This window comes from Vulcaniibacterium tengchongense (genome assembly GCF_003814555.1).
Classification (GTDB): domain Bacteria; phylum Pseudomonadota; class Gammaproteobacteria; order Xanthomonadales; family Xanthomonadaceae; genus Vulcaniibacterium; species Vulcaniibacterium tengchongense.
Window position 1 is genome coordinate 240,587 of record NZ_RKQN01000002.1, and the last position, 23,209, is coordinate 263,795.

A 23,209-nucleotide genomic window follows, 5' to 3' on the forward strand; every position below is an offset into this window, starting at 1 on the left:
CAGCGCGCGGCGCTGCGGCGGGCGGTGGGCTTGCGTGAGGCGACAGCGATCCCGGGCCGCGGCCGGTCGGCCGCAGTCGGATGCGGGGGATGCGGGGAGGATTCGGTTACGGCGGAAGGATGGTGGCGGCGTCGCCCTCCTGCCCGATCAGGGCCGCGTTGGCCCAGTTGCCGCAGACCTGCGCCGCGCGCGGGCCCTGCGCGCCGAGCGTGCGCAGGCTCAGGCGGCGCAGGCCGCGGATGTCGAGTTCCGGCTTGACCACCGCCGGGGCGCGCACCAGTCCGCTGTCGTACAGCAGGCGGCCGTCGCCCCAGACCTGGAACTGCAGGCCGCCGGCGTTGCGGCAACGGTCGTCGATGCCGAGGTCGGCGCGCAGCAGGCGCCAGCCGCCTTCGAGTTTCAGATCGATGCGGCTGTCCGCGCCGACGCCCAGGCCGCGGCGGAAGTGCAGGCCGTTCATGCGCATCTCGCCGGCGCCGCCGAATGCCTGGTCGCGCGCCACGGCGCCCACGAGCGGCGCAGGCAGCGCCAGTTCCGACAGATAGCGCTGCAGCGGCGGGCGTTCGCCGGCCTGGTGTTCCAGCACATGGAACGTGGACAGCGTGATCGGGCCGACGTCGCGCGGCCGCTGTGCATCGAACGCGCGCGCCGTGGCGGCCTTCGTCGCTTCGACCATCGGATCGGTGCCGCTGGCGGCGTCGCCGTCCGGATTCTGCGTGCTCAGCACGCGGAAGCGCAGCAGGCGGCCGGCGTGCGGGGCGAAGTCAATGCGCTGCAGTTCCTGCTGCAGCCTCAACTGGCCGCGTGCGATGGGTTCGCCCCATTCGCCGTTGCTGTCGGCGATGTAGATCTCGTAGTCGCGGACCTGGCCGTGCTTCCAGTTCTTGTCGTTGCGCGGCGCCAGTTCGATACCGTCGATCAGCTTGCGCTCGCCGAAGCCTACGGTCCACTCGTGTGCGCCGGTGCGTACGGCCTGGTTGCGCACGCTGCGGAACCAGGTGCCCGGATCGTCGTCGAAGGCGTTTTCCAGCGGATGGCCGGGCTCTTCGGCCGGGCGGTTGACCACCAGCAGGCTGTCCGGCGGCAGGGCGCGGCCCAGTTCCGGCGCCGCCGGGAACGCGTCGTCGGCCGGGGCCTTCGCCGCCGGAATATCGAGGCGCAACGCCAGCGCGGTGCGGATGTCGACCGGCGCGGTGCGCACGTGCACGGTGCCGCGCCGCTCGCCCGCGTCGAAGTACCAGCCTTCATTGGCGGCGTCGAACGCGGCACGGTCGGCGAGTTTCGGCAAGGCGCGGCCATCGAGTTCAACGGCCTTGGGCGGCGTGCGGCTGAGCACGCGCAACGCGTAGCGGCGCTGCGGCAGCTGGCCGTCGTACTGGCCCTTCACCGCATCGATGCGCACGCGCACTTCGCCGCTGCCCTGCCCCGGCGCGTGCATCGTGATCGTCTGCTCGCTGAATTCGCCGGTGGCGTACTGGCGCGTGTTGCCGTCGTCCTCGTACAGCGTGTAACGCGATTCGCCCTGCGGATACAGGTCGAAGGTCACCTCGTCGAGCGGCTTCTCGCCGTCGTACAGCATCGCCGGGTACATGGGCAGAATCGCGCCGGCGCGGACGAACACCGGCAGGGTCTTCAGGTCCACTTGCCGATCCAGATCGCGCCCTTGCGCACCGGCGGTAATCTGGCGGCCGTCCCAGTAATCGAACCAGCGCCCCGGCGGCAGATGGATGCCGCGGCGCCAGCCGCGGCTGGCGGCCTGGCTGCGGTACACCGGCGCGACCAGCAGGTCGCGGCCGAGCAGGAACTGGTCCTGGTGCGCTTCGGTGAAGGCCTGCGGGTCCTGCGGGTAGTCCCACATCAGCCCGCGCACGATCGGCGCGCCGGTCTGCGCCGCTTCGCGCGCCAGGCCGTACATGTACGGCGTCAGCCGCATCTTCAGCTTGAGGTAGTCGCGGTTGATGCTGCGGTAGGGCTCGTCGAACCACCACGGGTGCTTGCGCGCGTTCGCCGACCAGCCGGACATGCCCATCAGCACCGGGGTGAACGCCTTCCACTGCAGGTCGCGGGTGAAGGTTTCCGCGCTGCCGCCGAAGATGCCGTCGACGTCGCCGGTGGCGTACGCCAGGCCGGACAGGCCCGAGCCGATCAGGGTCGGGATATGCCAGCGGATGTAGTCCCAGCTGCCGCTCTGGTCGCCGGTCCACGCCACCGCGTAGCGCTGGATGCCGGCCCAGCCCATCACCGTCCACAGGAACGGACGCGAATCGGAGTTGTTGAGGATGCCGTCGAACGCGGACTTGTTCGCGTCCATCGCGAACTGGTAGCCCTTGCCGGTCCAGGCCACGTCGAGCTTCTGCACGCGGCTGCCGGCCTGGCCGACTTCCCACGCGATCTTGTCGACGCCGTCCTCGGTCCACAGGCCGGTGCGGAAGCCGTACTTCGCCAGGCCCTGCACCACTTTCGGCAGGTCGGTGTAGCCGCAGCCGTAGCCGTCGTTGGGCAGGATCCAGCCGCCGGGCATGTCGTGCTCGCGGTATTGCTTCGCGACGCTGTCGATCACGTCCGGCGTGGTGCCGGTGGGGCCGTCGCTCCAGCCTTCGGGCACGGTGCCGGGCTTCTTCTGGTTGTCGCCGTCGTTGTAGCAGTCGGCGTCGCCGTAGGAGAGCGCCCAGCGCGGCAGCAGGCCGGCGCGGCCGGTCAGCGCGGTGTAGCGGTCGAGCAGCTGCGCCAGGCCGTCGCCGACGAAGTAGTAGGCGTCGAAGCGGTCCTCGCGGTGCAGCAGCGTGGCCTGGTCCGGCTGGCGCAGGTCGTAGCTGCCGTCGCTCCAGGTGTTGCGCAGCATGCCCCAGCCGCGCGAGCTGAGCAGCATCGGCGCGGGACTCGGGCGGTCGCCGTCCTCCCAGCCACCGGAGTAGGAGATCTCCAGCTCGCGGCCCTTGAACTCGAAGCGGCCGTTCTGCTGGCCGCCGCCGTAGAAGCGTTCGCCGGCCTCGCTGGACAGCGTCTGCACGCTGCGCTCCGGGTCCAGGTCGAGCGGCTGCAGTTCGCGCCACAACGGCACCGCGCGGCCGTCCTCGATCCGCTCCAGCGCCAGCGTCAGCGGCCGGCGCGCGATCCGCAGCACCAATGCGTCGGTGCGGATGCGGATCTCGCCGGCATCCTCCTCGAGCGTGTGCGCGACCGCGACGGCCGGCTGCGGCAGCACGATCGGCGCGGCCTGGTCGCCGGCGGGCGAGAGCCGGCCGCGCCGGCCGGCCTGCACGCGGACCAGGTCCGGGCGCAGCAGTTCGATGCGCAGGCGGCTGCCGTTGTCGGTGGCGATGTCCCAGGCGGCGGTCCCGTCGTTCGCCGCGGCCGCGAGGCTGCGCAGGTTGCCGACCGGCTCGGCGGACGCGGGCGCGACGGCGAGCAGGGCCGCCATGGTCGCGACGAACAGGACGCCTTTGCGCAATGCGCGGGTTTCCACCTTGCCCCCAGGCCCGTCTATCACGGGAATACGAAACCGTCGTGACCGACTCTAGGCCAGCGCTTCGAAAGGTGTCAACAAATTCAAAAGAAAAAGAGAAGAATTTTTCTATAAACGAAACTTTGTGCAAAGCACAACTTTCAGAATGGCGTGTCCCGGCTCCCGTGAACGTGGCCGGTCCGCTTTCGAATCTCAGCAGGGGACTCCCGTCGCCGACGCCCTGCGAAGGCTTCGATGCCCCAAGCGGCGCGCTTTATCTTTCTTTTTGCTTTCGCAATTTGACTTTTCGAAAGAAAAGCGGGATCGTGCGCAGGCCCAACTGGATTCGCGAATGGACGCCCAACTGCTTCCCGACTCGTCCGCCTGGCAGCGCCTCGGCGGAGGCCACACCGCCGAGGAAATCGCCCAGCAGCCCGCGTTGTGGGACGCGCTGGCCGACTCGCTGGCGCATGCCCGCGCGCGGCTCGGCGGCCTGCTCGACGACTGGCTGGGCCGCGGCGGCCACCGGGTGATCTTCACCGGCGCCGGCAGCTCGGGCTACATCGCCGAGCTGGTCGCCGACCATGTCGGCGCGCAATGGCCGGTGGAAGCGCGCGCGCTCCACACCACCAGCCTGCTGACCCATCCGGGGCTGTACCTGCGGCCGGACCGGCCGACCCTGCTGGTCTCGTTCGCGCGCAGCGGCTCCAGCCCGGAGAGCGTCGCCGCCGTCGACCTGGTGCGCGAGCGCGTCGGCGAGGCGCGCTTCCTCGACATCACCTGCAACCCGGACGGCGAGCTCGCGCGCCGCGGCGCCGGCCGCGCCGACACCGGCACCGTGCTGATGCCGGCGGCCAGCTGCGACCGCGCGTTCGCGATGACCAGCAGCCTCAGTTGCATGACCCTCGCCGCGCTGGCGCTGTTCGAGCGCGAGCCCGCGGCGGCGGCGGCTCGCCTGCGCACGCTGGCCGCGCTGGGCCGGCAGGCGCTGCGCGACTGGGAAGCGCCGGTCGAGGCGCTGGCGCGGCGCGGCTACGCCCGCGTCGTCTACCTGGGCAGCGGCCCGCTGGAGGCGCTGGCGCGCGAGTGCGCGCTGAAGACGCTGGAACTCACCGCCGGCCGCGAGCTCGCGCTGGCGAACACGCCGCTGGGGTTCCGCCACGGGCCGAAATCGACCGTCGATGCGGACACCCTGGTGGTGGTGCTGCGCAGCGCCGACCCGCTGGCGCGCCGGTACGAACGGGACCTGCTCGACGAACTGCGCCGCGACGGCATCGCCGGGCGGGTGCTGTCGGTCGGCCCCCGGGGCGAGGACGAGGCCGAAGGCGATCTGGCGCTGGCGGCGCCGGCGCTGCCCGATCCCTGGCTGGCGCCGCTGTGGCTGACGGTGGCGCAACGCTACGCGCTGCGGCGCTCGGTCGCGCTCGGCCTGGCGCCCGACAATCCCTTCCCCGACGGCACGGTCAACCGCGTCGTGCAGGGCGTGACCATCCATCGCCACGGCGGCTGACGATCATGGCGGACGCGCGCGCACCGGCCTGCTACGGCCTCGACATCGGCGGCACCAAGATCGAGCTGGTGGCCTGCGACGTGGCGCTGGAGACGCTCTATCGCCGCCGCATCGACACGCCGCGGCAGGACTACGACGGCTTCCTGGACGCGGTGGTCGAACTGGTGCGCGGCGCCGACGCCGAGTTCGGCCGGGACTGCGGCGCGGTCGGCGTCGCGTTGCCGGGCGTGACCGACCGCGCCAGCGGCCGCCAGCTCAGCGCCAACGTGCCGGCGCTGACCGGGCGCACGGTCGGCCGCGACTTGCAGCGGCGGCTGCAGCGGCCGCTGCACCTGGGCAACGACCTGCAGTGCTTCGCGCTGTCGGAAGCGCACGGCGGCGCCGCCGACGGCTACCCGAGCATGTTCGGCGCGATCCTCGGCACCGGCGCCGGCGGCGGCTATTGCGTCGAAGGCCGCCTCGTCGCCGGCCTGAACGGCATCGCCGGCGAATGGGGCCACTGGGCCGTGCCGGCCACCCTGCTGGCGCGCCACGGCCTGCCTTTGCTCGAGTGCGGCTGCGGCCTGCGCGGCTGCCTGGAGCGCTACGTGTCCGGCAGCGGCCTCGCCGGCCTGCACCGCCGGCTCGGCGGCGACGCCGCGGACGCGGCGGCGGTGATCGCCTCGGCGCAGGCCGGCGACGCGCTGGCGCTGCGCGCACTCGCCGTCCACCGCGATCTGCTCGGCCACGCCTTCGCCGGCCTGGTGCTGGCGCTGGACCCGCACGTGATCGTGCTCGGCGGCGGCCTGTCGAAGTACCCGCCGTTGTACCGCGAACTGCCCGACGCGATCGCCGCCCACCTGTTCGGCGGCGTGCGCGTGCCGCCGATCCTGCCGCCGAAGTTCGGCGACGCCGGCGGCGCGCGCGGCGCGGCCCTGCTCGCGCGCCAGCGCACGCCGGCCTCCTGACTTCCGCATCCGAGTACCGCCATGTCCGCCGTGCTTTCCCTGATCTGCGCCCACCGCCGCGGCGAGAACGTCGGCCTCTACAGCGTCTGCTGCAGCCACGAGCAGGTGCTGCGCGCGGCGATGCGGGTCGCGCTCGACCACGACACCGTGCTGCTGGTCGAGGCGACCTCGAACCAGGTGGACCAGTTCGGCGGCTACACCGGGATGAACCCGGCGCAGTTCCGCGACTACGCGCTGCGGCTGGCGGACGAGGAGGGCCTTCCGCGCGCGCGGCTGGTCCTCGGCGGCGACCACCTCGGCCCGAACGCCTGGCAGAAGCGACCGGCCGCGGAGGCGATGGCGCACGCGCGCGAGCTGATCCGCGCCTACGCCGCGGCCGGCTTCCACAAGCTCCATCTCGACTGCAGCATGTCCTGCGCGGACGACCCGACGCCGCTGCCGGACGAAACCGTCGCCGCGCGCTCGGCCGAGTTGGCGCGCATCGCCGAGCGCGCCGCCGCCGACGCCGGCTGGCCGCCGCCGGTGTACGTGATCGGCACCGAGGTGCCGGTACCCGGCGGCGAGAGCTCGCTCGGCGGCGGGGTGCAGGTCACCCGGCCCGATGCCGCGGCGCGGACCCTGGAGATCCATCGCCAGGCCTTCGCCTCCGGCCTGGCGTCCGCCTGGGAGCGGGTGATCGCGATGGTGGTGCAGCCCGGGGTCGATTTCGACCACAGCGAGGTGCAGCACTACGACCCGCGCGCCGCGCGCGCGCTGTCGGACTTCCTCGAGCGCCAGCCGCGGATCGTGTTCGAGGCGCACTCCACCGACTACCAGACCGAAGCCTCGCTGCACGCGCTGGTGCGCGACCACTTCGCCATCCTCAAGGTCGGCCCGGCGGCGACGTACGCCCTGCGCGAGGCGCTGTTCGCCCTGGCCGCGATCGAGGACGAGCTGCTGCCCGAAGGCGAACGCTCGCGGCTGGTCGAGGTGCTGGACCGCTGCATGCTCGAGCGCCCGCAGCACTGGCAGAGCCACTACCGCGGCGACGAGCGCCGGCTGCGCCTGCTGCGCCGCTACGCGCTCAGCGACCGCTGCCGCTACTACTGGGGCGAGCCGGACGTGCAACGCGCGGTGGCGACCCTCGTCGCCAACCTGCGCCGCTGCCCGCCGCCGGCGACGCTGCTGAGCCAGTACCTGCCGGAACAGCACCGCGACGTGGTCGGCGGCCGCCTCGAGGCCGAACCGCTGGCCCTGGTGCGCCACAGGATCTATGGCCGCCTGGCCGAGTACGCGCGCGCCTGCGCGCGCAACCGCGCGGCGGCCCGGACCCGAAACGAAACCTCCGGCGTGCCGGCACTTTCGGAACGGTAAGCTTCCGGCTTCCGTTTCGACCGAGAAAGCCGCCATGCGCAACACCCGCCAACGCCGGGAACAGATCCTGCAGCTGCTCGTCCAGCACGGGAACGTGCAGGTCGCCGAGCTGGCCGAACGCTTCGGCGTGTCGTCGGTGACCATCCGCGCCGACCTGGGCCATATCGAGTCCCAGGGCCTGGCCACCCGCACCCACGGCGGCGCCACCCTGCTGCGGACCCCGCCGCAGGAGCGCGACATCCACGAGAAGGACGCGCTGAACCAGCCGCTCAAGGACTCGATCGGCGCGTGCGCGGCGCGCCTGGTGAAGCCCGGCGACAACATCATCATCGATTCGGGGTCGACCACGATGACCCTGGCGCGCCACCTGCGCGGGCATCGCGAGGTCACGGTGATGACCAACGGCCTCAACATCGCCTGGGAGCTGGCCCATGCCCCGGGCGTGGAACTGCTGCTGACCGGCGGCCTGCTGCGCAAGCAGTCGCTGTCGCTGCAGGGCAGCCAGGCCGAAGCCAGCCTCGGCACCTACAGCTTCGACACCCTGTTCCTCGGCGTGGACGGCCTGGACCTGCAGTTCGGCCTGACCACCCACCACGAGGCCGAGGCCAGCCTCAACCACCGCATGGTCGAGCGCGCGCGCAAGGTCGTCGTGCTGACCGACGCGTCCAAGTTCGGGCGGGTCAGCCTGCACCGGATCGCGCGCCTCGACCAGATCCACACCATCATCACCGACGAAGGCATCGGCAGCGACTACCGCGAAGGGCTGCAGCGGCTGGGCATCGAGGTGATCATCGCCGAGTCGCCGCCTTGACCGAGCCGCAAGCGCTGCAGGGCCGCATTCTCACCGCGTCGGGGTGGGTGCGGGGAGAGATCGAATTCGACCGCCGCGTGCGCCGCATCCGCGCCGCGGCGGACGCCGACGGCGCCGGCGAGGACGACGAGCCGCTGATCCTGCCCGGTTTCGTCGACCTGCACGTGCACGGCGGCGCCGGCGCCGACGTCATGCAAGGCGGCGACGCCGCGCGCACGGTCGCCGCGCTGCACGCGCGGCACGGCACCACCGCCCTGCTGGCGACGACGATGACCGCGCACGAGGACGACATCGTCCACGCGCTGCGCGGCGTGGCCGCGGCGATCGCCGAGCCGGCCCCGGGCACCGCGCGCGTGCTCGGCGTGCACCTGGAAGGCCCGTACATCAGCCGCGAGCGCCTGGGCGCGCAGCCGCCGCTGGTGACCGAGGCGACGCTGGCGCAGGTGGAACGGCTGCACGCCGTCGCGCCGATCCGGGTGCTGACGATCGCGCCGGAGATCGGCCGCCACCGCGAGCTGATCCCGCGCCTGGCCGCGCTCGGCATCCGTGTCCAGCTCGGCCACAGCGCGGGCGGCTACGACGACGGCGTCGCCGCGCTGCAGGCCGGCGCGCGCGGCTTCACCCACCTGTTCAACGGCATGACCGGGGTCGACCACCGCAACCCGGGCATCGCCGCCGCCGCGCTCGCGCACGCGCAGTACGCCGAGCTGATCCCGGACCTGCAGCACGTGCACCCGGGCGCGATCCGCGCCGCGCTGCGGGCGATCCCGCGGTTGTACTGCGTGACCGACGCGACCGCCGCCACCGGCATGCCCGACGGCGAGTACGCGCTGGGCGCGCAGCGCGTGCACAAGTGCCTGGGCTGCGTGCGCCTGGCCGACGGCTCCTCGCTCGCCGGCAGCGCCCTGACGATGGACCAGGCGCTGCGCAACCTGGTGTCGATCGGCCTGGACCTGGCCGACGCCTCGGACCGCCTGTCGCGCTATCCGGCCGACTACCTCGGCCTGCACGACCGCGGCCGCCTGCACCCCGGCGCCTGCGCCGACCTGGTCGTGCTCGACGCGCAGCTGCGGCTTCGCCGCGTGTTCGTCGAGGGCGACGAAGTCGCGCCCGCCTGACCGCGGGCCTCCTCACTCGCGGCGTGCGCGCCGCCCTGCCGACCGGACCTGCCCCGATGAACGACGCGATCGCCGCCCCCTCCGCTTCCACGGCCGCGCACGCGCCCCGCTGGCGGCTGCGCTACCTGCTCTTCATCGCCGGCATGGGCGGGCTGCTCTACGGCATCGACATCGGCATCATCGCCGGCGCGCTGCCGTATCTCGAGGCCACCGCCACCCAGGCCTGGCATCTCACCAGCCAGCAGCTCGGGTTCGTAGTCGCGGCGGTGCTGTTCGGCAGCGTGCTGTCGTCGCTGTTCGCCGGCGCCGTCGCCGACCTGATCGGGCGACGCGGCGCGATGGCGCTGGCCGGCGCGCTGTTCGCCGTCAGCATCCCGGTGATGGCGCTGGCGTCGGGCTATCTGCCGCTGCTGGTCGGGCGGTTGCTGCAGGGCGTCAGCGGCGGGCTGATCGGCGTGGTCGTTCCGCTGTACCTCGCCGAGGTGCTGAGCCCGGACCGGCGCGGCCGCGGCGCGGCGATGTTCCAGCTGCTGCTGACGGTCGGGCTGGTGCTGGCGGCGGTGATCGGCCTCTACCACGCGCACGCGGTGGACGCCGCGGCCGCCGCGGCCCAGGCGCTGGACGGCGCGGAGCAGCGCCGGGCGCTGTTCGAAGCGCGCGACCACGCCTGGCGCACGATCTTCTGGAGCTGCCTGCTGCCGGGCCTGGTGTTCACCGGCGGCGTGCTGCTGCTGAGCGAATCGCCGCGCTGGCTGGTCCGCCGCGGCCGCATCGCCGAGGCGCGCGAGGCGTTGCGGCGCACCGTGCCGCCGGCGCAAGTGGAAGCGACGCTGCGGCTCATGCAGGCGCCCGCCGGAACGTCCGCCGGCGCGGGCGAGGCCCGCGACCGCCTGCTGAGCCGCCGCTATCTGCTGCCGTTCCTGCTGGCGTGCCTGATCCTCGCCTGCACCCAGGCCACCGGCATCAACTCGGTGCTGGCCTACTCGGTCAACATCCTCCACCACGCCGGCCTGCCCGGCGCGGTCGCGAACTGGGCCGACGTGGCGATCAAGCTGCTCAACGCCGCGATGACCCTGGTGGCCCTCGCGCTGGTCGACCGCAAAGGCCGCAAGTTCCTGCTGATGCTCGGCAGCGGCGGCATCGCGGTGGCCCTGCTCGCCGCGGCGCTGCTGTTCCTGCAGGCCGAGCGCGGCCGGCTCGACGTGCGCGACGCGCTGCAACGCCAGGCGACGGGCGACGCGCTGTCGCTCCGCCTCGATGCCGCGCAATGGCGACGGCTGGGCGCGGAGAACGCGGATCAGCCGCTGCAACTCGCCGTCTCCTACTCCTACGGCGGCTTCAGCAACGTGCGCTCGCTGCGCAGCGACGCGGCCGGCGAGATCGAACTGGCCCTGCGCCGCGAGGACGCGGTGCGGCCCGACGGCGCGATCGGCGCGTTCTTCCGCCGCCTGCACCTCAACCCGTTCCCGGACCCCGCGGCCGCGGCGCAGGCGCCGCTGCGGATCGAGCGCGCCCGCCTCGGGCCGGTGCCGCCGCCGGCGCACGGCTGGGCCGTGGCCGCCTGCATCCTGGTGTTCGTCGCGTTCTTCGCGGTCGGCCCCGGCGTGTGCGTGTGGCTGGCGCTGTCCGAACTGATGCCCACGCGCATCCGCTCCAACGGGATGAGCATCGCGCTGCTGATCAACCAGTTCGTCTCCACGGTGATCGCGGCGATCTTCCTGCCGACCGTGGGCCATTACGGCTACGCCAGCATGTTCCTCTTCTGGGCCGGCTGCACTGTGGTCTTCTTCGTCGTCGCGGCGGTCTACCTGCCCGAGACCAAGGGCAAGTCGCTGGAGCAGATCGAGGCGCATTTCCGCTGAGCGCGGCCCGCCGCGGCACGGGCGCCGCCGCCTCAACCGGCGGCCGCGTCCGGCTCCCAGACCATGTACACGTCGGCGCGGGCGTAGTGGGTGCCGGGGCGCGGGGCCGGGCGGTGGCGGAAGCCGACGCTCTCGTAAAGCGCCAGCGCCGGGCCGAGCCTGCGGCTCGATTCCAGGAACAGTTCGCGCCCGCCGAGCGCGCGATAGGCGTCGAGCGCGCCCAGCATCAGCTTGCGGCCGATGCCGGCGCCGCGCAGTTCCGGCGCGACCGCCATCTTGGTCAGCTCGTAGACGCCGCCGCCTTCGTGCTTGAGCGCGACGGTGCCGACCGCGCGCGCCGCGGCGTCGACCGCGAACAGGATGCGCCCGCCGCCGGCGAGGATGTGCGTCTCCGGATCGCCGAGCACTTCGCGGTCGATGGCCTCGACCACGAACCAGCGCTGCAGCCATTCCAGGTTGAGGCGGGCGAACTCCCCGCGCCAGCGCGGCGCGTAGCCGACGATGCGGACGGGGGCGGGGTCGACGGCGGGCATGCCGCGATGATAACGGAGCCTGTTTTCGCGGCATGCGCCGCCGCGTTCGCCCGTGCGCCGCACAGCGATGCGCGGCGGCCGGCCGTTCCGCGCAGGCGCGAGCGCGGGCTCACGATCCGTGCGCGCCGGGCTGCGGGTGTTCGGCGGCAACGACGCGGCAGCGAACGCCGGTCGGCATCGGCTGCGCCGACGCCGAAAACGGTCGCGGCGGCCCGCAGGCCGCCGCGTCGGGGTGCCCGCTGCGCCGCTCAGCCCTTGCCCTTGCCCGGCCCGTGCCCTTGCTCCTGGGCCTTGTTGCCCCGGGCTTGCCCGGATGCGGCTTTTCCGCGCCGCGGGCCGCCGGTCGCGCATCCGCGCCCGGGCGGTCGCCCCGGGCCGCTCCCTTGCCCTTGGCGGGCTGGCCCGTCCCGGCCTTGCCGGCCGCGCCCTTGCCGCGCCCGGGGAAGTCGCGCTCGAGCTGCGCGTCGAGCGCGATCGGCCGACCCCAGCGGTCGTAGGTCGGCACCAGGCCCTTCTTCAGCCGGTGGAACTCCGGCGAGCCGGGCTTGATCCCGAGGTTCTGCGCCACCCGGCCCCAGCCGAGGGCGTGGTCGCGCTCCCAGATGTCGACCACGTAGCGGCACGGCCGGCCGATGATCGAGGCCAGCGCGCAGGCGAAGTAGACGTCGCCCGGCGCCCAGCGGCGCTGCACCAGCAGGTCGACCACGAGGTCGCGCGGGGCGCCGTGGTAGCGCACCAGCTCGTCGACGAACGGGTCGCGGTAGCGGCTGCCGTAGCGGTTCATGTCGCCGAGCCAGGTGTCGACCCAGACGTCGCCGCTGCGCGGGTTCCAGCCGAAGGTGAAGTCCTGCGCGGCGGCGGACCCGACGCCGCCGAGCGAGGCGAGCGCGGTCAGCGCGGCGAGCAGGCAGGACTTGAGCGAGGCGGACATGAGGCACTCCTTGGAGGTGGCGGCCGCCGCCGGGAAGCCCGCGGCGGCGGCCGGGCCGTGGCATGGCGCCGGCGCCGCGCGGGCGGCTGCGGCGAACTCAGTCGCGGTCCCAGCGGCGATGGCGATCGTAGCGGTCGTAGTGGCGGTCGCGATCGTGGTAGCGGTGATTGTGGCGGTCGCGGTCGTAGCGCGCGTCGTACCAGTACGCGGCGCAACGGCCGTAGCGGTCGCACTTGGATTTCGGCCCGCGCCAGTGGCCGTAGGCATGCCCGTAGGGCGGTCCGGCGCGATACACGGTGCGGTAGTAGACCGGGCGGCCCCAGCGGTCGCGCACCACCACCAGGCGGTCGCGCGGACCGTAGCCGCCATGGCGGTAGTAGGGGTAACCGTCGCGGAAGATCACGTCGCCGAGATCGACGATCACGCGCACGCCGTCGGCGTGCGCAGGCGCGGGGGCGAAGGCCGCGACGCCGAGACCGGCGGCCAGGATCATCGGTGCGAGCCAGCGGGACAGGGCGGTGGCCATGGGGTTTCGTTCTCCTCGTCGGGCCTGCGCCTGCGGCAGGCTCGCCGCGAAGATGCGGGCGCTCGCGTGAATCCTTTTTTAATCCGGCCGGCGCCGCGCCGGCGGCGCTTAATCGGCGTTGGGCTAAAACCGTTTTCGCTCAGGCCGCCTGCCGGGCCCGGGCATCCAGCGCGCGTACCGCGGCGGGCAGCGCGCCGGCGTCGGCGACCCGGAGCAGGCGCGGCGCATCGTCCGCGACCGACGCCTCGTCCTCGTAGGCCCAGTTGGTGTGGTACGGCACGTGGATGCCCCATCCGCCCAGGTCCAGCACCGGCGCGATGTCCGAGCGCAGCGAATTGCCGATCATCACGAAACGCGCTGCCGGCAGGCCGAATTCCTCCAGCAGGCGGGCGTAGGTCGGCGGGTCCTTCTCGCTGACGATCTCGATCCGGCGGAACAGCCCGGCCAGGCCGCACTGCCGGACCTTGTTCTCCTGGTGGAACAGGTCGCCCTTGGTGATCAGCACGACCGGGAACTCGGCCGCGATCGCCTCGACCGCGGCGCGTACCCCGGGCAGCAATTCGACCGGATGCTGCAGCAGGCGCTTGCCGAGCTCGACCACGCGGTGCAGATCGCGCGCGCCGATGCGCTCGCCGGTGATCGCCACCGCCGCCTCGATCATCGACAGGGTCATGCCCTTCACGCCGTAGCCGAACAGCGCGAGGTTGCGCTTCTCGACTTCGTACAGGCGCTCGTGCACGCGCGCGTCGCGCAGGTCGACGTACGCGCCGACGATGCGCTCGAACTCGAGCTGGGCCTGGTCGAAATAGTCCTGGCTGCGCCAGAGGGTGTCGTCGGCGTCGAAGCCGACCATGCCGATGCCATGCATCGGCACAGTATGCCGCACCGCCTGCGCGCGGCCGGGGCGCGGGCGAAAAGAAGGGCGGCCGGAGCCGCCCTCGCCGATACGGCAATTGCCCTGTCCGGCCGCGTCCGGCGGCCGATCCTGCTGCGGGCGGCCTCAGCGTCCGCCGCCGTCCTGCTGCTGGCCCTGGCCCTGCTGGCCCTGCACCTGGGCCACGTAGGCCTTGTATTCGTCGGGGGTCAGCGCGCCGTCGGCGTCGGCGTCGGCCTGGTCGAACACCTGGCCAAGCGCGGGCACGCTGGCCGCCTCGGTCTTGCTCAGGGTGCCGTTCTTGTCGGCGTCGACGTCGTTCCAGCTCTTCTTCTGCGGCTCGCTGGCGCCGGCGGCCGGCGCCGCGCTGCCGGTCGGCGGTGCCTGCGTCTGCTGCGCGGCCGGATCGGTCTGGGCGCTCTGCGCGCTCGCGTCGGCCGACTGCGCGAACGCGAACGGCGCCGCCAGCACGGCGGAAAGAGCGAACGCACCGATCAGGGAATGGCGGGAATCAAGCTTCATCTGGGGCTCTCCTCGTCGAATGGATGGTGATGCGAGTACGCGCGGCAGTCCCGAAGGCACAGCAAACCGCACGCGGCGACCTTGCCGCCGCGCAAGTGAACGCCGTGCATGCTGCGGGCGTTAACGCTACGTTCCTTTAACCAGCGCGTGCGCGAATGCCGCTAGCGCAACGGCGGCGACGCGAGCGCGGACGCGCAACTGCGTGATCGCGCTCAGGTTTCGCGACATGCGCGCGGCCGCGCGCCGCTGAATGCAACACAACCTTTACGCCGGCTCCTGTCATCGCGACGCGCGCGGATGCGTTTTCCGCGTCCGCATCGCGCGATGCGCGGGCTCAGGCCTCGTCCTCGCGGCGCACCCGGACGTGCGCCCCACCGGCCTCGTCCGCTTCGGCCTGCACCACGACCGGCCGGCAGCACACCGCGCAATCCTCGACGTAACGCTGCGCGCCGGCGGACACGTCCACCCGCAGCTCGAGCGGCTCGCCGCAGTACGGACAGGCGACGCGGATCGACGGCAGCATGGCGCCATGCTGCGGCGAGGCGGCTTCATGCGACGGCAAGACCGCCGCGCGCGGCCGTCACGCGCCGGTAACCGCGCGCGGCGGCACACTCAAGCGCCGGCCGCGGGCGCAGCTGCGCGTGCGTCGCCGCCGGCCCGCACCAGGGAGGCGCCGCATGAAGATCCGCCATGTGTTCAGCACGCCCGACGTCGCCACCGCGCGCGCGGCGATGGACGTCGCCCGCCAGGCCGGCGTGCGCGAAGACGATCTGCTGTTGGTCGCGCGCTCCGACATCGAGCTCGACGACATCCCGAACGAACACAAGGAAGCCGACACCGACCTGGCCGGCGCGGCCCTGCGCGGCGCCGGCTACGGCGGCGCCGCCGGCCTGCTGGCCGGCCTGGCGGCGGTGGTGATCAGCCCGATCGGCCTGACCCTGGCCGGGGCCGCCGCGACCACCCTGGCCGGCGCGATCGTCGGCTCCTGGGCCTCGGCCCTGGTCGGCTCGTCGCTGCCGGATCCGATCCGGCGCAAGTTCGACCACGAGATCAAGAACGGCAACATCCTGCTCCTGGTCGACGGCAGCCGCGAGCTGCTCGCCGCGCTGGAACCGCGCCTGGTCCAGGCCGGGGCCACGCCGCTGCCGTACGAAGAGACCAAGATGAAGGCCTGAGAACGGGCCTGCGCAAGATCCGGGATGGCGGCGCCGGCCCGCGCCGCCGCACCTCGCGCCGCTGGGCGGCCTGCGCAAGCGGGACGGAGACGGGGGCATTGCCAGGCTAAGGTCGCGCTGGTCACCGGCGCGAGTTCCGGGAGGACGGGCGACCGCAGTGTGGTTCGCGCGCGAGGGCGCGCGCGTGGTGCTGGCCGCGCGGCGCCAGGGCGAACTCGACGCGGTGGCCGGGCAGATCGCCGCGCTCGGCGGCGAGGCCTGCGCGTTCGCGGGCGAGCTGCGCGATGAGGCCCAAGCGCAGGCGCTGGTCGCGCGCGCGAGCGCTCCGGCGGACTCGACGTCGCCTCGGGTGAGGGGCGTCGATCGCCTCGCGCCAACCGTCCCGCGCGACCCGCGGGGTCGGCCCGAGCCGGCCGTTCGCGTCGAGGACGCGGACGGCATCGCCCGCGTGGCGCTGTTCCTGGCGTCGAACGCGGCCTCGTTCGTCACCGGCAGCGCGCTGGCGGCGCAAGGCGGGGTGCCGGTCTACCGCGGCTGGCCGGCGTGGGGCGTCGCGGCCGGGCGGATGCGGCTCGCCGCGCAGCCGACGCGGGGCCCTCGCCTCGGCGCGGCGATTGCGGCGGACTTCGCCCGCGCAGGCGCCGCGCGCTCAGAACGTCCGCTGCATGTCCCGGCGCGCGGCGCGCAGCGCCGCCTCTTCGCTCTCCTTCTGCGACTGCGCTTCGGTCTTGCAGACGCGTTCGATGCGGTTGCTGCCGATCTTCTTCACGCGCTGGCACACCAACCGCTCTTCCTGCGCCCGGGCCGTCGCTTCGCTGCGATCGCCGGCGGCGGCGGCCGCTTCCCCGGCCCCCGCTTGCTGCGCCAAGGCCGATACACTGGCCAGCAACGAGATCGACAACAACAGCTTTCCAGCGGTCGTACGCATCGGCTTGTTCCTTGTGATGGGGCGCGTCCCCGGACGCGTCCGCCGAGTCTAGGGCACTGGGCAGGCAAAGGCGGGCACGTCCGGCCCGGCGCATCGGGCGGAAGCCGCTGCCCGTCCCGCCGCCTGTTCCAAATGCGGGATTCTGAATCCAAGCAACCCGCTCTTTGTTCCACCCCTGCGATGCCCATCTTGGTCTCGCGCGACGGCTGTCCAGGCATCCCGCCGGGGCCCGTCGCATCGAATGCCGCCGCTCCCTCCCCCTTCCGCGGCGCGCATCGCAGGGAGTTTCCGAAATGAGCAAGAACAAGATGCTGTCGCGTACTCTGCTGGCGGTCCTGATCGGTGCCGCCGCCTTCGGCGCGCAGGCCGCCGACCGCGGGTTCTATGCGGGCGCCGGCGTGGGCCAGTCCTACGTCGACGAAGGCGCCTACGACGACGAGGACACCGCGTTCTCCGCCTTCGCGGGCTACCAGTTCAACCGCTACTTCGGGCTCGAGGCCGGTTACGCCGACTTCGGCAAGCTCGAGCCGCGCGGCCTCGGCACCGACCTGGAAGCCAATTCGGTCTACCTGACCGCCGTCGGCACCGTGCCGTTCACCGAGAAGTTCTCCGGCTACGCCAAGGCCGGCTGGCAGCGCTGGGACCTGGACCGCGCGATCCCGTCGGCGGTCGGCAACGGCGACGACAGCGGCTCCGACCCGACCTACGGCATCGGCCTGCAGTACCGCTTCACCGACAAGGTGGCGCTGCGCGGCGAGTACAGCCGCTTCGAGGTCGAGGACGCCGACCTCGACCTGGCCCAGGTGCAGGTGCGCTTCGACTTCTGAACCCGCCCGCCAGGGACTGGAAACCGCCGGCGCGAGCCGGCGGTTTTTTTTGCCACCGCGGGGCGCCGGACCGGCATGGCGTCGCGCCGGCGGGCCGAGCGCCGGCAAGCCGCCGCTGGCCGACGCATCCGGGCACCGCGACAGCAGGCCCGTCGCGCATGCGCGCGCGGGCGCCGCGGCCTCCCGCCGTGCGGACGCCCGCCGTATCCGCGACGAACCCGGGCGGCGGCCGCCACGAGGCGCGGCGGCCCGGATCATGCGGGCCGCGTCAGCCGGCCGGGGCCGGCAGCGGCGCGGCCGGCAACGCCATCAACTGCCGCTGCAGGTCGTACAGGAGGTCGTGGTCGCCCGGCAGCCACTGCTCGCTTTCGTCGCCGCGGTAGTGGCGGTGGAACGCGCGCAGCGCCGCCGCCGGGTCGGCCAGGTCGTAGCCGATCAGGCGCAGCGCCGCCCATGGATCGAAGCCGGGCGGCGCCGGTGCCAGCGGCGAGCGCGGCCACAGGCCGAACCCGGCCTCGGCCAGCCTCTGCCAGGGGAACAGCGCGCTCGGATCGCGCTTGCGCGTCGGCGCGATGTCGCCGTGGCCGACGACCAGGTGGCGCGGGATGTCCAGGCGCGCGGTGAGGTCCTCGAGCAGCCGCAGCAGGCTGTCGATCTGCGCCTGCGAAAACGGCTCGTTGCCGTCGTTGTCGAGCTCGATGCCGATCGACACCGAGTTGAGGTCGCTCAGCCCGCCCCAGCGCGAGGCGCCGGCGTGCCAGGCGCGCGCGTCGTCGGCGACCAGCTGGTAGAGGCGGCCGTCGTCGCCGATCAGGTAATGCGCGCTCACCGGCCCGCCGGAGTTGCGGGTCTGCAGCGTCAGCAGCGCCGCCGCGGCGCTCTCCATCTCGGTGTGGTGGATCACGATCATCGCCGCCTTGCGCGCGTTGTGGTTCGGCGAGGGCCGCCAGTCGGCGAGCGGGTTGCGCTGCGCCGGCGGCACGCTGGCGCAGGCGGCCAGCAGCAGCAACGGCAGCGCGGCGAGCGTGCGGCGCGCGATCGTCCCCTTCATCCGTTCCTCCTCCTCGGCCGGGCCGGGGCCATTCTGCGGGTTCGCCGCGGCGCTGGCGAGGCCGCCGTCCCGGTTCGCCCGGATGACGCGGCGCGGCGCCGCCGCGCTCCGACCATCGTCCACCTGCGCCAGGCCCGGCGCTTGGCGACAATGCCCCGTCTGGTTCACCGGAGTACGCCATGTCCGCCGATCCGTCCGCGAGCCCGCAAGGCTGGATGACCCGCGCCGCGCTGCGCAGCGCGGCCTGGGCCGAACGCTGGTTTCCCGATGCCTACGTGTTCGCCGCGCTGGCGGTGATCGTGGTGGCGGCCGCGGCGCTGGCGTTCGGGGCGAGCCCGCGCGCCACGGTCGCCGCCTTCGGCGAGGGCTACTGGAGCCTGATCCCGTTCACCATGCAGATGGCATTCGTGGTGATCGGCGGCTATGTGGTCGCGACCGCGCCGGCGGTGGCGCGTGGCATCGACCTGCTGGCGCGGGCGCCGCGCAGCGGCCGCGGCGCGGTCTGCTACGTCGGCCTGCTGAGCATGCTGACCTCGCTGCTGAGCTGGGGCTTCTCGCTGGTGTTCGGCGGCCTGCTGGTGCGGGCGCTGGCCAAGCGCGAGGAACTGGGCATGGACTACCGCGCGGCCGGCGCGGCGGCCTACCTCGGCCTCGGCGCCGTCTGGGCGATGGGCCTGAGCTCCTCGGCCGCGCAGCTGCAGGCCAATCCGGCGAGCATGCCGCCGGGGCTGCTGCAGATCACCGGCGTGTTGCCGTTCACCCAGACGATCCTGCTGTGGCAGTCGCTGTTGCTGACCGCGATCCTGATCCTCGCCTCGCTGGCGGTGTGCTGGTTCACCACGCCGCGCGGGGCCGCGGCGCGCACCGCGCGCGAGTTCGGCGTCGCCGGGGCGCCCGCGCCGCCCGCGGTGCGGCGGCCGGCACGCCCGGGCGACTGGCTCGAGTACAGCCCGCTGCTGACCGTGCTGCTGTCGCTGCTCGGCTTCGGCTGGCTGGCGCACGAGTTCGCCAGCAAGCCGGCGGTGGGCGCGATCGCCAACCTCAACACCTACAACTTCCTGTTCCTGGCGCTCGGCCTGTTGCTGCACTGGCGCCCGCGCAGCTTCCTGGACGCGGTCGCGCGCGCGGTGCCGAGCACCGCCGGCGTGCTGATCCAGTTCCCGCTCTACGGCGGCATCGCCTACCTGCTGACCCACGCCGCCGGCGCCGACGGCGCCACGCTCGCGCACCGGCTGTCCAGCGTGTTCGTGCGCATCGCCTCGCAGGACAGCTTCGCCGTGGTGATGGGCGCGTACTCGGCGGTGCTCGGCTTCTTCGTGCCGTCCGGCGGCGGCAAGTGGATCATCGAGGCGCCGTACGTGATGCAGGCCGCCAACGAGCTGCAGGTGCACCTGGGCTGGGCGGTGCAGGTCTACAACGCCGCCGAGGCGCTGCCGAACCTGATCAACCCGTTCTGGATGCTGCCGCTGCTGGGGGTGCTCGGGCTGAAGGCGCGCGACATCGTCGGCTTCACCTTCATCCAGCTGCTGGTGCACATCCCGCTGGTGCTCGGGCTGCTGTGGCTGCTCGGGCTGACCCTCGAGTACGTGCCGCCGGTCATGCCGTGAAGCCCGGGGCGGGGAAGGGGAGACCGGAGACCAAAAGGCCGCAATCCCGATCGCAGGACGCGGGAGTCGTGCCGGTTCGCCCGGGGGTCCGCGTCCCCCCTCGCCCGTTACGGGCTTGTCGCCTTCAACCCCAGGTAGTCGCCCTTGCCCAGCGGCACGCCGTTCGCGCGCAGGATCGCGTAGGCGGTGGCCACGTGGAAGAAGAAGTTCGGCAGCAGCTGCTGCGCCAGGTAGTCGCGGCCGCTCCAGCGCAGCTCGCCCCAGCTGCGCGTGGGCATCACGATCTCGCGCGCTTCGGCGCCCTCGAAGCGCTGCGGGGTCAGGTCCTCGATGTAGCCGATCGTGCGTTCGAGGCGCGCGTAGAGCTCGGCGAAGGTGGTCTCGTCGTCGGCCATCCGCGGCGGCTCGACCGCGGCCAGGCGCGCGCAGCCGTTCTTGGCGTTGTCGGTAGCGATCTGCACCTGCCGCAGCAGCGGCAGCATGTCGTCGATCAGCCGCGCCTGCAGCAGCTCCTCGGCGGCGCGGCCGTTCTGGCGGGCGTGGGCCTCGCCCTTGCGCAGCACCTCGCCGAGGTTGCGCAGCGCGCGGGCGAAGACGGGGACGGTGGCGTCGTGCAGGGTCAAGGGCATGGCGGGATCCGCTGGTGAGGTGCGGCACAGCCTAGCGGCGCGCGCGCCGCGCGAGTAGCCGCGCGCGCAGGGAAAAGGCGTCCCATCCGCGGGCCAATGCGGGCGGCGCGCGGCGTGCCGGGGCTCAGTCCGCCAGCGCGGCGATCGCCTCGACCTCGAACAGCATGCCGTCCAGCGCCAGCCGCGGCACCGGGATCAGCGTGCAGGCGGGCTTGTGGTGCGGCCCGAACGCCGCCTCCAGCTCGGCGCCGAACACGTGCAGGCGCTCCTCGCTGTGGTCGACGATCAGCACGGTGAGCTTGGCGACGTCGTCGGTGCTCGCCCCGGCCGAGGCGAGCGCGGTCTTCAGGTTGGCCAGGCCCTGCCGTACCTGGCTGCGGAAATCCGCGGCCAAGCGGCCGTCGGCGGTCTCGCCGCCTTGGCCGGCGACCAGCAGCCAGCGCTTGGCGCCGGAGACGATGGCGAGATGGGAATAGCCGTTCGGCGCGGGATCGTACAGGCCGGCCGGGTTGGAGAGCGTCACTATGGATTTGCGCGGGGGAGCGTTCATGAGATGCCCTGTTCGTCGGGGACGGAACGCGGCGCGATGCCGCCGCATCAGTGTCGACGCGCAAGGACGCGCCGGGCGGCGCACGCGTGACACGCTGCATTGCGCGCGCGGCGTTGCCAGCGCGGCGGCGGGCGTGGCCGGCGCGGGCCCGGGGTCAGCGCGGTTCGCCCGGAGCGCTTGCGCCGCCTGCGGTCGCCGGGTCGAGCGCCGCCAGCGCGCGTGCGATCTCGCCGGCGCCCTGCGGCCGCACCAGCCGCATCCGCTCCTCGCCGTCGCGCAACAGCACCAGGGTCGGCCACAGCTTGACCCGGAACGAGCGCCCCAGCGGGCGCCCGCGTCCATCCTCGATTTTCAGATGGCGCAGGTCCGGATGCGCGCGCAGCGCCGTCTCGATCGCGGGCTGCGCGCCGAGGCAATGGCCGCACCAGGGCGCGCCGAACTCGAGCAGGGTCGCGCCGGGCAGCGCGTCCACCTCGGCGCGCGTGGGTTCGACATCGGCGTAGCGGGGTTGGTAGCTCATCGGTGCGGCCCGTCGGTTCACGAGGCTTGCGCTGCAGGCGTGCGGCTCGCACCGGCCATGGAACCGCAGGCGGTCCGCAGGCGGCGTGAACGCCCGGCCTAATGCCCGCCGGGCGCGGGGGCGCCGCGCGCCGCGGTGCGCAGCACCCGGGGACCGAGAGCGCCCACCGCCGCCACGGCGACGAGGAACAGCAGCCCCGAGGCGACGAAGACCGCATGCAGCGCGACCCGGTCCACCACGATGCCGCCGGCGAACGCGCCCAGCGCGATCGAGAAGTTGAACACCGCCGCCCACAGCGAGGTCGCCGCCTCGGCGGCCTGCGGCGCGGCCCGCAGCATCCAGGTCTGCAGGCTGACCGACACGCCACCGTATGCCAGGCCCCAGAACAGCAGCACGCCGACGCCGCCGGGCGGCGTGTGCGCGAACGCACGGAACGCGAGCACCGCGGCGGCCTGCGCCAGGCCGATCGCCAGCAAGGTGCGGATCACGTCGCGGCCCGCGGCCATGCCGCCGGCGAAGTTGCCGATCAGGCCGGCGACGCCGTAGCCCAGCAGCGCCGGGCCGACCAGCGCGGGCGCCAGCCCCGCCAGGTCCTGCAGCGCGGGACTGACGAAGGTGTAGGCGCCGAAGTGCGCCACCACGATCAGGAAGGTCGCGAAGTTGCCGACCACGACCGCGCGGTTGCGCAGCTGCCCGGCGAGTTCCGCCAGGCCCACCGGCTTCGTCGCCGGCAGCCGCGGCAACAGCAGCAGCAAGGCCGCCAGCACCAACGCGCTCAGGGCGGCCAGGGCGGCGAACGCCGCGCGCCATCCGCCCAGCTCGCCCAGCAGCGTACCGGCGGGCACGCCCAGCACCGTCGCCGCGGCGACGCCGCCGAAGATCACCGACGTCGCCCGCGGCACCGCCGACGGCGGCACGAGGCGGATCGCCAGCCCGCCGGCGACGGCCCAGAACCCGCCGATGCTGATGCCCACCAGCACGCGCGACGCGAGCAGGACCGCGAAGCCAGGCGCCAGCGACGACACCACGTTCGCGACCGCCATCAGCGCCATCAGCAGCGCGAGCAGCTTGCGGCGATCCAGGCGCCCGGCGGCGAGCGGCACCAGCGGCGCCGCGAGCGCGGCGACGACGCCGGGCAGGCTGACCAGCAACCCGGCGCGGCCCTCGGTCACGCCAAAGGCGTCGCGCACCCGCGTCAACAGGCCGACCGGCATCATTTCCGCGCTGACGAGGGTGAACGTGCCCAGCGCGGCCGATGCCACCGCCCACCACGCCATCGCCGACGCCGGCCTTCGTTCCGGCGCTTGTGCCGATGCCGTACCGCAGATTTCCTGGTTCATCTGGCTGTTCCCGTTGGCGCGCGGACGATCGCGCGGCGGCCCGAGGCCGATCGGACGCGCATGGTAGGCTGCGGCGCTCCGTCGGGGACCTGCCGCGACCGTATGAGGGTCATGCGTTCGCGCATGGGCGGCGACGAGGCAAGCGGAACG

General features: G+C 73.3%; 22 protein-coding genes and 1 pseudogene. 10 read left to right on the forward strand and 13 right to left on the reverse strand.

What is annotated here, in order from left to right; all coding sequences use genetic code 11:
- Positions 1–106 precede the first annotated feature (106 nt).
- Complete coding sequence (locus EDC50_RS07485) at positions 107–3,421, reverse strand: TIM-barrel domain-containing protein (RefSeq protein WP_123770404.1); 3,315 nt, start codon at positions 3,419–3,421, stop codon at positions 107–109.
- Between the two features lie 376 nt (positions 3,422–3,797).
- Here EDC50_RS07485 and EDC50_RS07490 point away from each other — a divergent pair, with 376 nt between their 5' ends.
- Genes EDC50_RS07490 through EDC50_RS07515 form a run of 6 tightly spaced genes read left to right on the forward strand, consistent with a single transcriptional unit; the run spans position 3,798 to position 11,046 of the window.
- Entirely contained in the window at positions 3,798–4,955 is a 1,158-nt protein-coding gene (locus tag EDC50_RS07490; RefSeq protein WP_123769870.1) for an SIS domain-containing protein, read from the forward strand.
- A 5-nt stretch (positions 4,956–4,960) separates the two neighbouring features.
- Positions 4,961–5,902, forward strand: a complete 942-nt coding sequence (locus tag EDC50_RS07495) for an ROK family protein (RefSeq protein ID WP_123769871.1) — start codon at positions 4,961–4,963, stop codon at positions 5,900–5,902.
- A gap of 21 nt (positions 5,903–5,923) precedes the next feature.
- Positions 5,924–7,255 (forward strand): D-tagatose-bisphosphate aldolase, class II, non-catalytic subunit, encoded by a 1,332-nt coding sequence (locus EDC50_RS07500; protein ID WP_123769872.1) that lies wholly within the window; start codon positions 5,924–5,926, stop codon positions 7,253–7,255.
- Complete coding sequence (locus EDC50_RS07505; protein ID WP_277872341.1) at positions 7,155–8,066, forward strand: DeoR family transcriptional regulator; 912 nt, start codon at positions 7,155–7,157, stop codon at positions 8,064–8,066. The genes EDC50_RS07500 and EDC50_RS07505 overlap by 101 nt, the downstream gene beginning before the upstream one ends.
- A complete protein-coding gene (locus tag EDC50_RS07510; protein ID WP_123769874.1) occupies positions 8,063–9,184 on the forward strand; it encodes an N-acetylglucosamine-6-phosphate deacetylase in 1,122 nt (373 codons plus the stop codon). Before EDC50_RS07505 ends, EDC50_RS07510 begins: the two co-directional genes overlap by 4 nt.
- Before the next feature lie 56 nt (positions 9,185–9,240).
- On the forward strand, positions 9,241–11,046 hold the full coding sequence (locus EDC50_RS07515; protein ID WP_123769875.1) for an MFS transporter: 1,806 nt from the start codon (positions 9,241–9,243) through the stop codon (positions 11,044–11,046).
- A 32-nt stretch (positions 11,047–11,078) separates the two neighbouring features.
- On the opposite strand, the gene EDC50_RS07520 is transcribed toward EDC50_RS07515, so the two are convergent.
- From EDC50_RS07520 to EDC50_RS07545, 6 genes are all read right to left on the reverse strand, one after another.
- A complete protein-coding gene (locus EDC50_RS07520; protein ID WP_123769876.1) occupies positions 11,079–11,579 on the reverse strand; it encodes a GNAT family N-acetyltransferase in 501 nt (166 codons plus the stop codon).
- Positions 11,580–11,688: 109 nt separating this feature from the next.
- Positions 11,689–12,510, reverse strand: coding sequence for a hypothetical protein (locus EDC50_RS07525; protein WP_123769877.1), 822 nt, complete (start codon positions 12,508–12,510; stop codon positions 11,689–11,691).
- Positions 12,511–12,607: 97 nt separating this feature from the next.
- Positions 12,608–13,036, reverse strand: coding sequence for a hypothetical protein (locus EDC50_RS07530; RefSeq protein WP_123769878.1), 429 nt, complete (start codon positions 13,034–13,036; stop codon positions 12,608–12,610).
- 139 nt (positions 13,037–13,175) lie between these two features.
- A complete protein-coding gene (locus tag EDC50_RS07535) occupies positions 13,176–13,904 on the reverse strand; it encodes an HAD family hydrolase (protein WP_123769879.1) in 729 nt (242 codons plus the stop codon).
- A gap of 132 nt (positions 13,905–14,036) precedes the next feature.
- Positions 14,037–14,432 (reverse strand): EF-hand domain-containing protein, encoded by a 396-nt coding sequence (locus tag EDC50_RS07540; protein WP_123769880.1) that lies wholly within the window; start codon positions 14,430–14,432, stop codon positions 14,037–14,039.
- 334 nt (positions 14,433–14,766) lie between these two features.
- Complete coding sequence (locus EDC50_RS07545) at positions 14,767–14,955, reverse strand: CPXCG motif-containing cysteine-rich protein (protein WP_123769881.1); 189 nt, start codon at positions 14,953–14,955, stop codon at positions 14,767–14,769.
- Between the two features lie 154 nt (positions 14,956–15,109).
- Between EDC50_RS07545 and EDC50_RS07550 the strand changes: the two genes are divergently transcribed.
- Together EDC50_RS07550 and EDC50_RS16645 are read left to right on the forward strand one after the other, a co-directional pair.
- Complete coding sequence (locus tag EDC50_RS07550) at positions 15,110–15,607, forward strand: hypothetical protein (protein WP_123769882.1); 498 nt, start codon at positions 15,110–15,112, stop codon at positions 15,605–15,607.
- 187 nt (positions 15,608–15,794) lie between these two features.
- Positions 15,795–15,869: pseudogene (locus EDC50_RS16645) on the forward strand (hypothetical protein); the annotation flags it as partial.
- 387 nt (positions 15,870–16,256) lie between these two features.
- Here EDC50_RS16645 and EDC50_RS16650 read toward each other — a convergent pair.
- Positions 16,257–16,535: a hypothetical protein gene (locus tag EDC50_RS16650; protein ID WP_242002975.1), complete on the reverse strand. Its 279-nt coding sequence runs from the start codon at positions 16,533–16,535 to the stop codon at positions 16,257–16,259.
- A gap of 293 nt (positions 16,536–16,828) precedes the next feature.
- Between EDC50_RS16650 and EDC50_RS07560 the strand changes: the two genes are divergently transcribed.
- Positions 16,829–17,362 (forward strand): outer membrane beta-barrel protein, encoded by a 534-nt coding sequence (locus tag EDC50_RS07560; protein WP_123769883.1) that lies wholly within the window; start codon positions 16,829–16,831, stop codon positions 17,360–17,362.
- A gap of 268 nt (positions 17,363–17,630) precedes the next feature.
- Here EDC50_RS07560 and EDC50_RS07565 read toward each other — a convergent pair whose 3' ends face one another.
- Positions 17,631–18,413: an N-acetylmuramoyl-L-alanine amidase gene (locus EDC50_RS07565; protein WP_123769884.1), complete on the reverse strand. Its 783-nt coding sequence runs from the start codon at positions 18,411–18,413 to the stop codon at positions 17,631–17,633.
- Between the two features lie 215 nt (positions 18,414–18,628).
- Between EDC50_RS07565 and EDC50_RS07570 the strand changes: the two genes are divergently transcribed.
- Positions 18,629–20,020 (forward strand): short-chain fatty acid transporter, encoded by a 1,392-nt coding sequence (locus EDC50_RS07570; RefSeq protein ID WP_123770405.1) that lies wholly within the window; start codon positions 18,629–18,631, stop codon positions 20,018–20,020.
- Positions 20,021–20,127: 107 nt separating this feature from the next.
- On the opposite strand, the gene EDC50_RS07575 is transcribed toward EDC50_RS07570, so the two are convergent.
- From EDC50_RS07575 to EDC50_RS07590, 4 genes are all read right to left on the reverse strand, one after another.
- The gene (locus EDC50_RS07575) at positions 20,128–20,649 is read right to left on the reverse strand and encodes a DUF1993 domain-containing protein (RefSeq protein WP_123769885.1); all 522 of its coding nucleotides are present in this window, start codon (positions 20,647–20,649) and stop codon (positions 20,128–20,130) included.
- Positions 20,650–20,773: 124 nt separating this feature from the next.
- Positions 20,774–21,199, reverse strand: coding sequence for a RidA family protein (locus tag EDC50_RS07580; protein ID WP_123769886.1), 426 nt, complete (start codon positions 21,197–21,199; stop codon positions 20,774–20,776).
- Positions 21,200–21,353: 154 nt separating this feature from the next.
- On the reverse strand, positions 21,354–21,719 hold the full coding sequence (locus EDC50_RS07585; RefSeq protein WP_123769887.1) for a thioredoxin family protein: 366 nt from the start codon (positions 21,717–21,719) through the stop codon (positions 21,354–21,356).
- Positions 21,720–21,817: 98 nt separating this feature from the next.
- On the reverse strand, positions 21,818–22,996 hold the full coding sequence (locus EDC50_RS07590; protein WP_123769888.1) for an MFS transporter: 1,179 nt from the start codon (positions 22,994–22,996) through the stop codon (positions 21,818–21,820).
- Between the last annotated feature and the right edge of the window lie 213 nt (positions 22,997–23,209).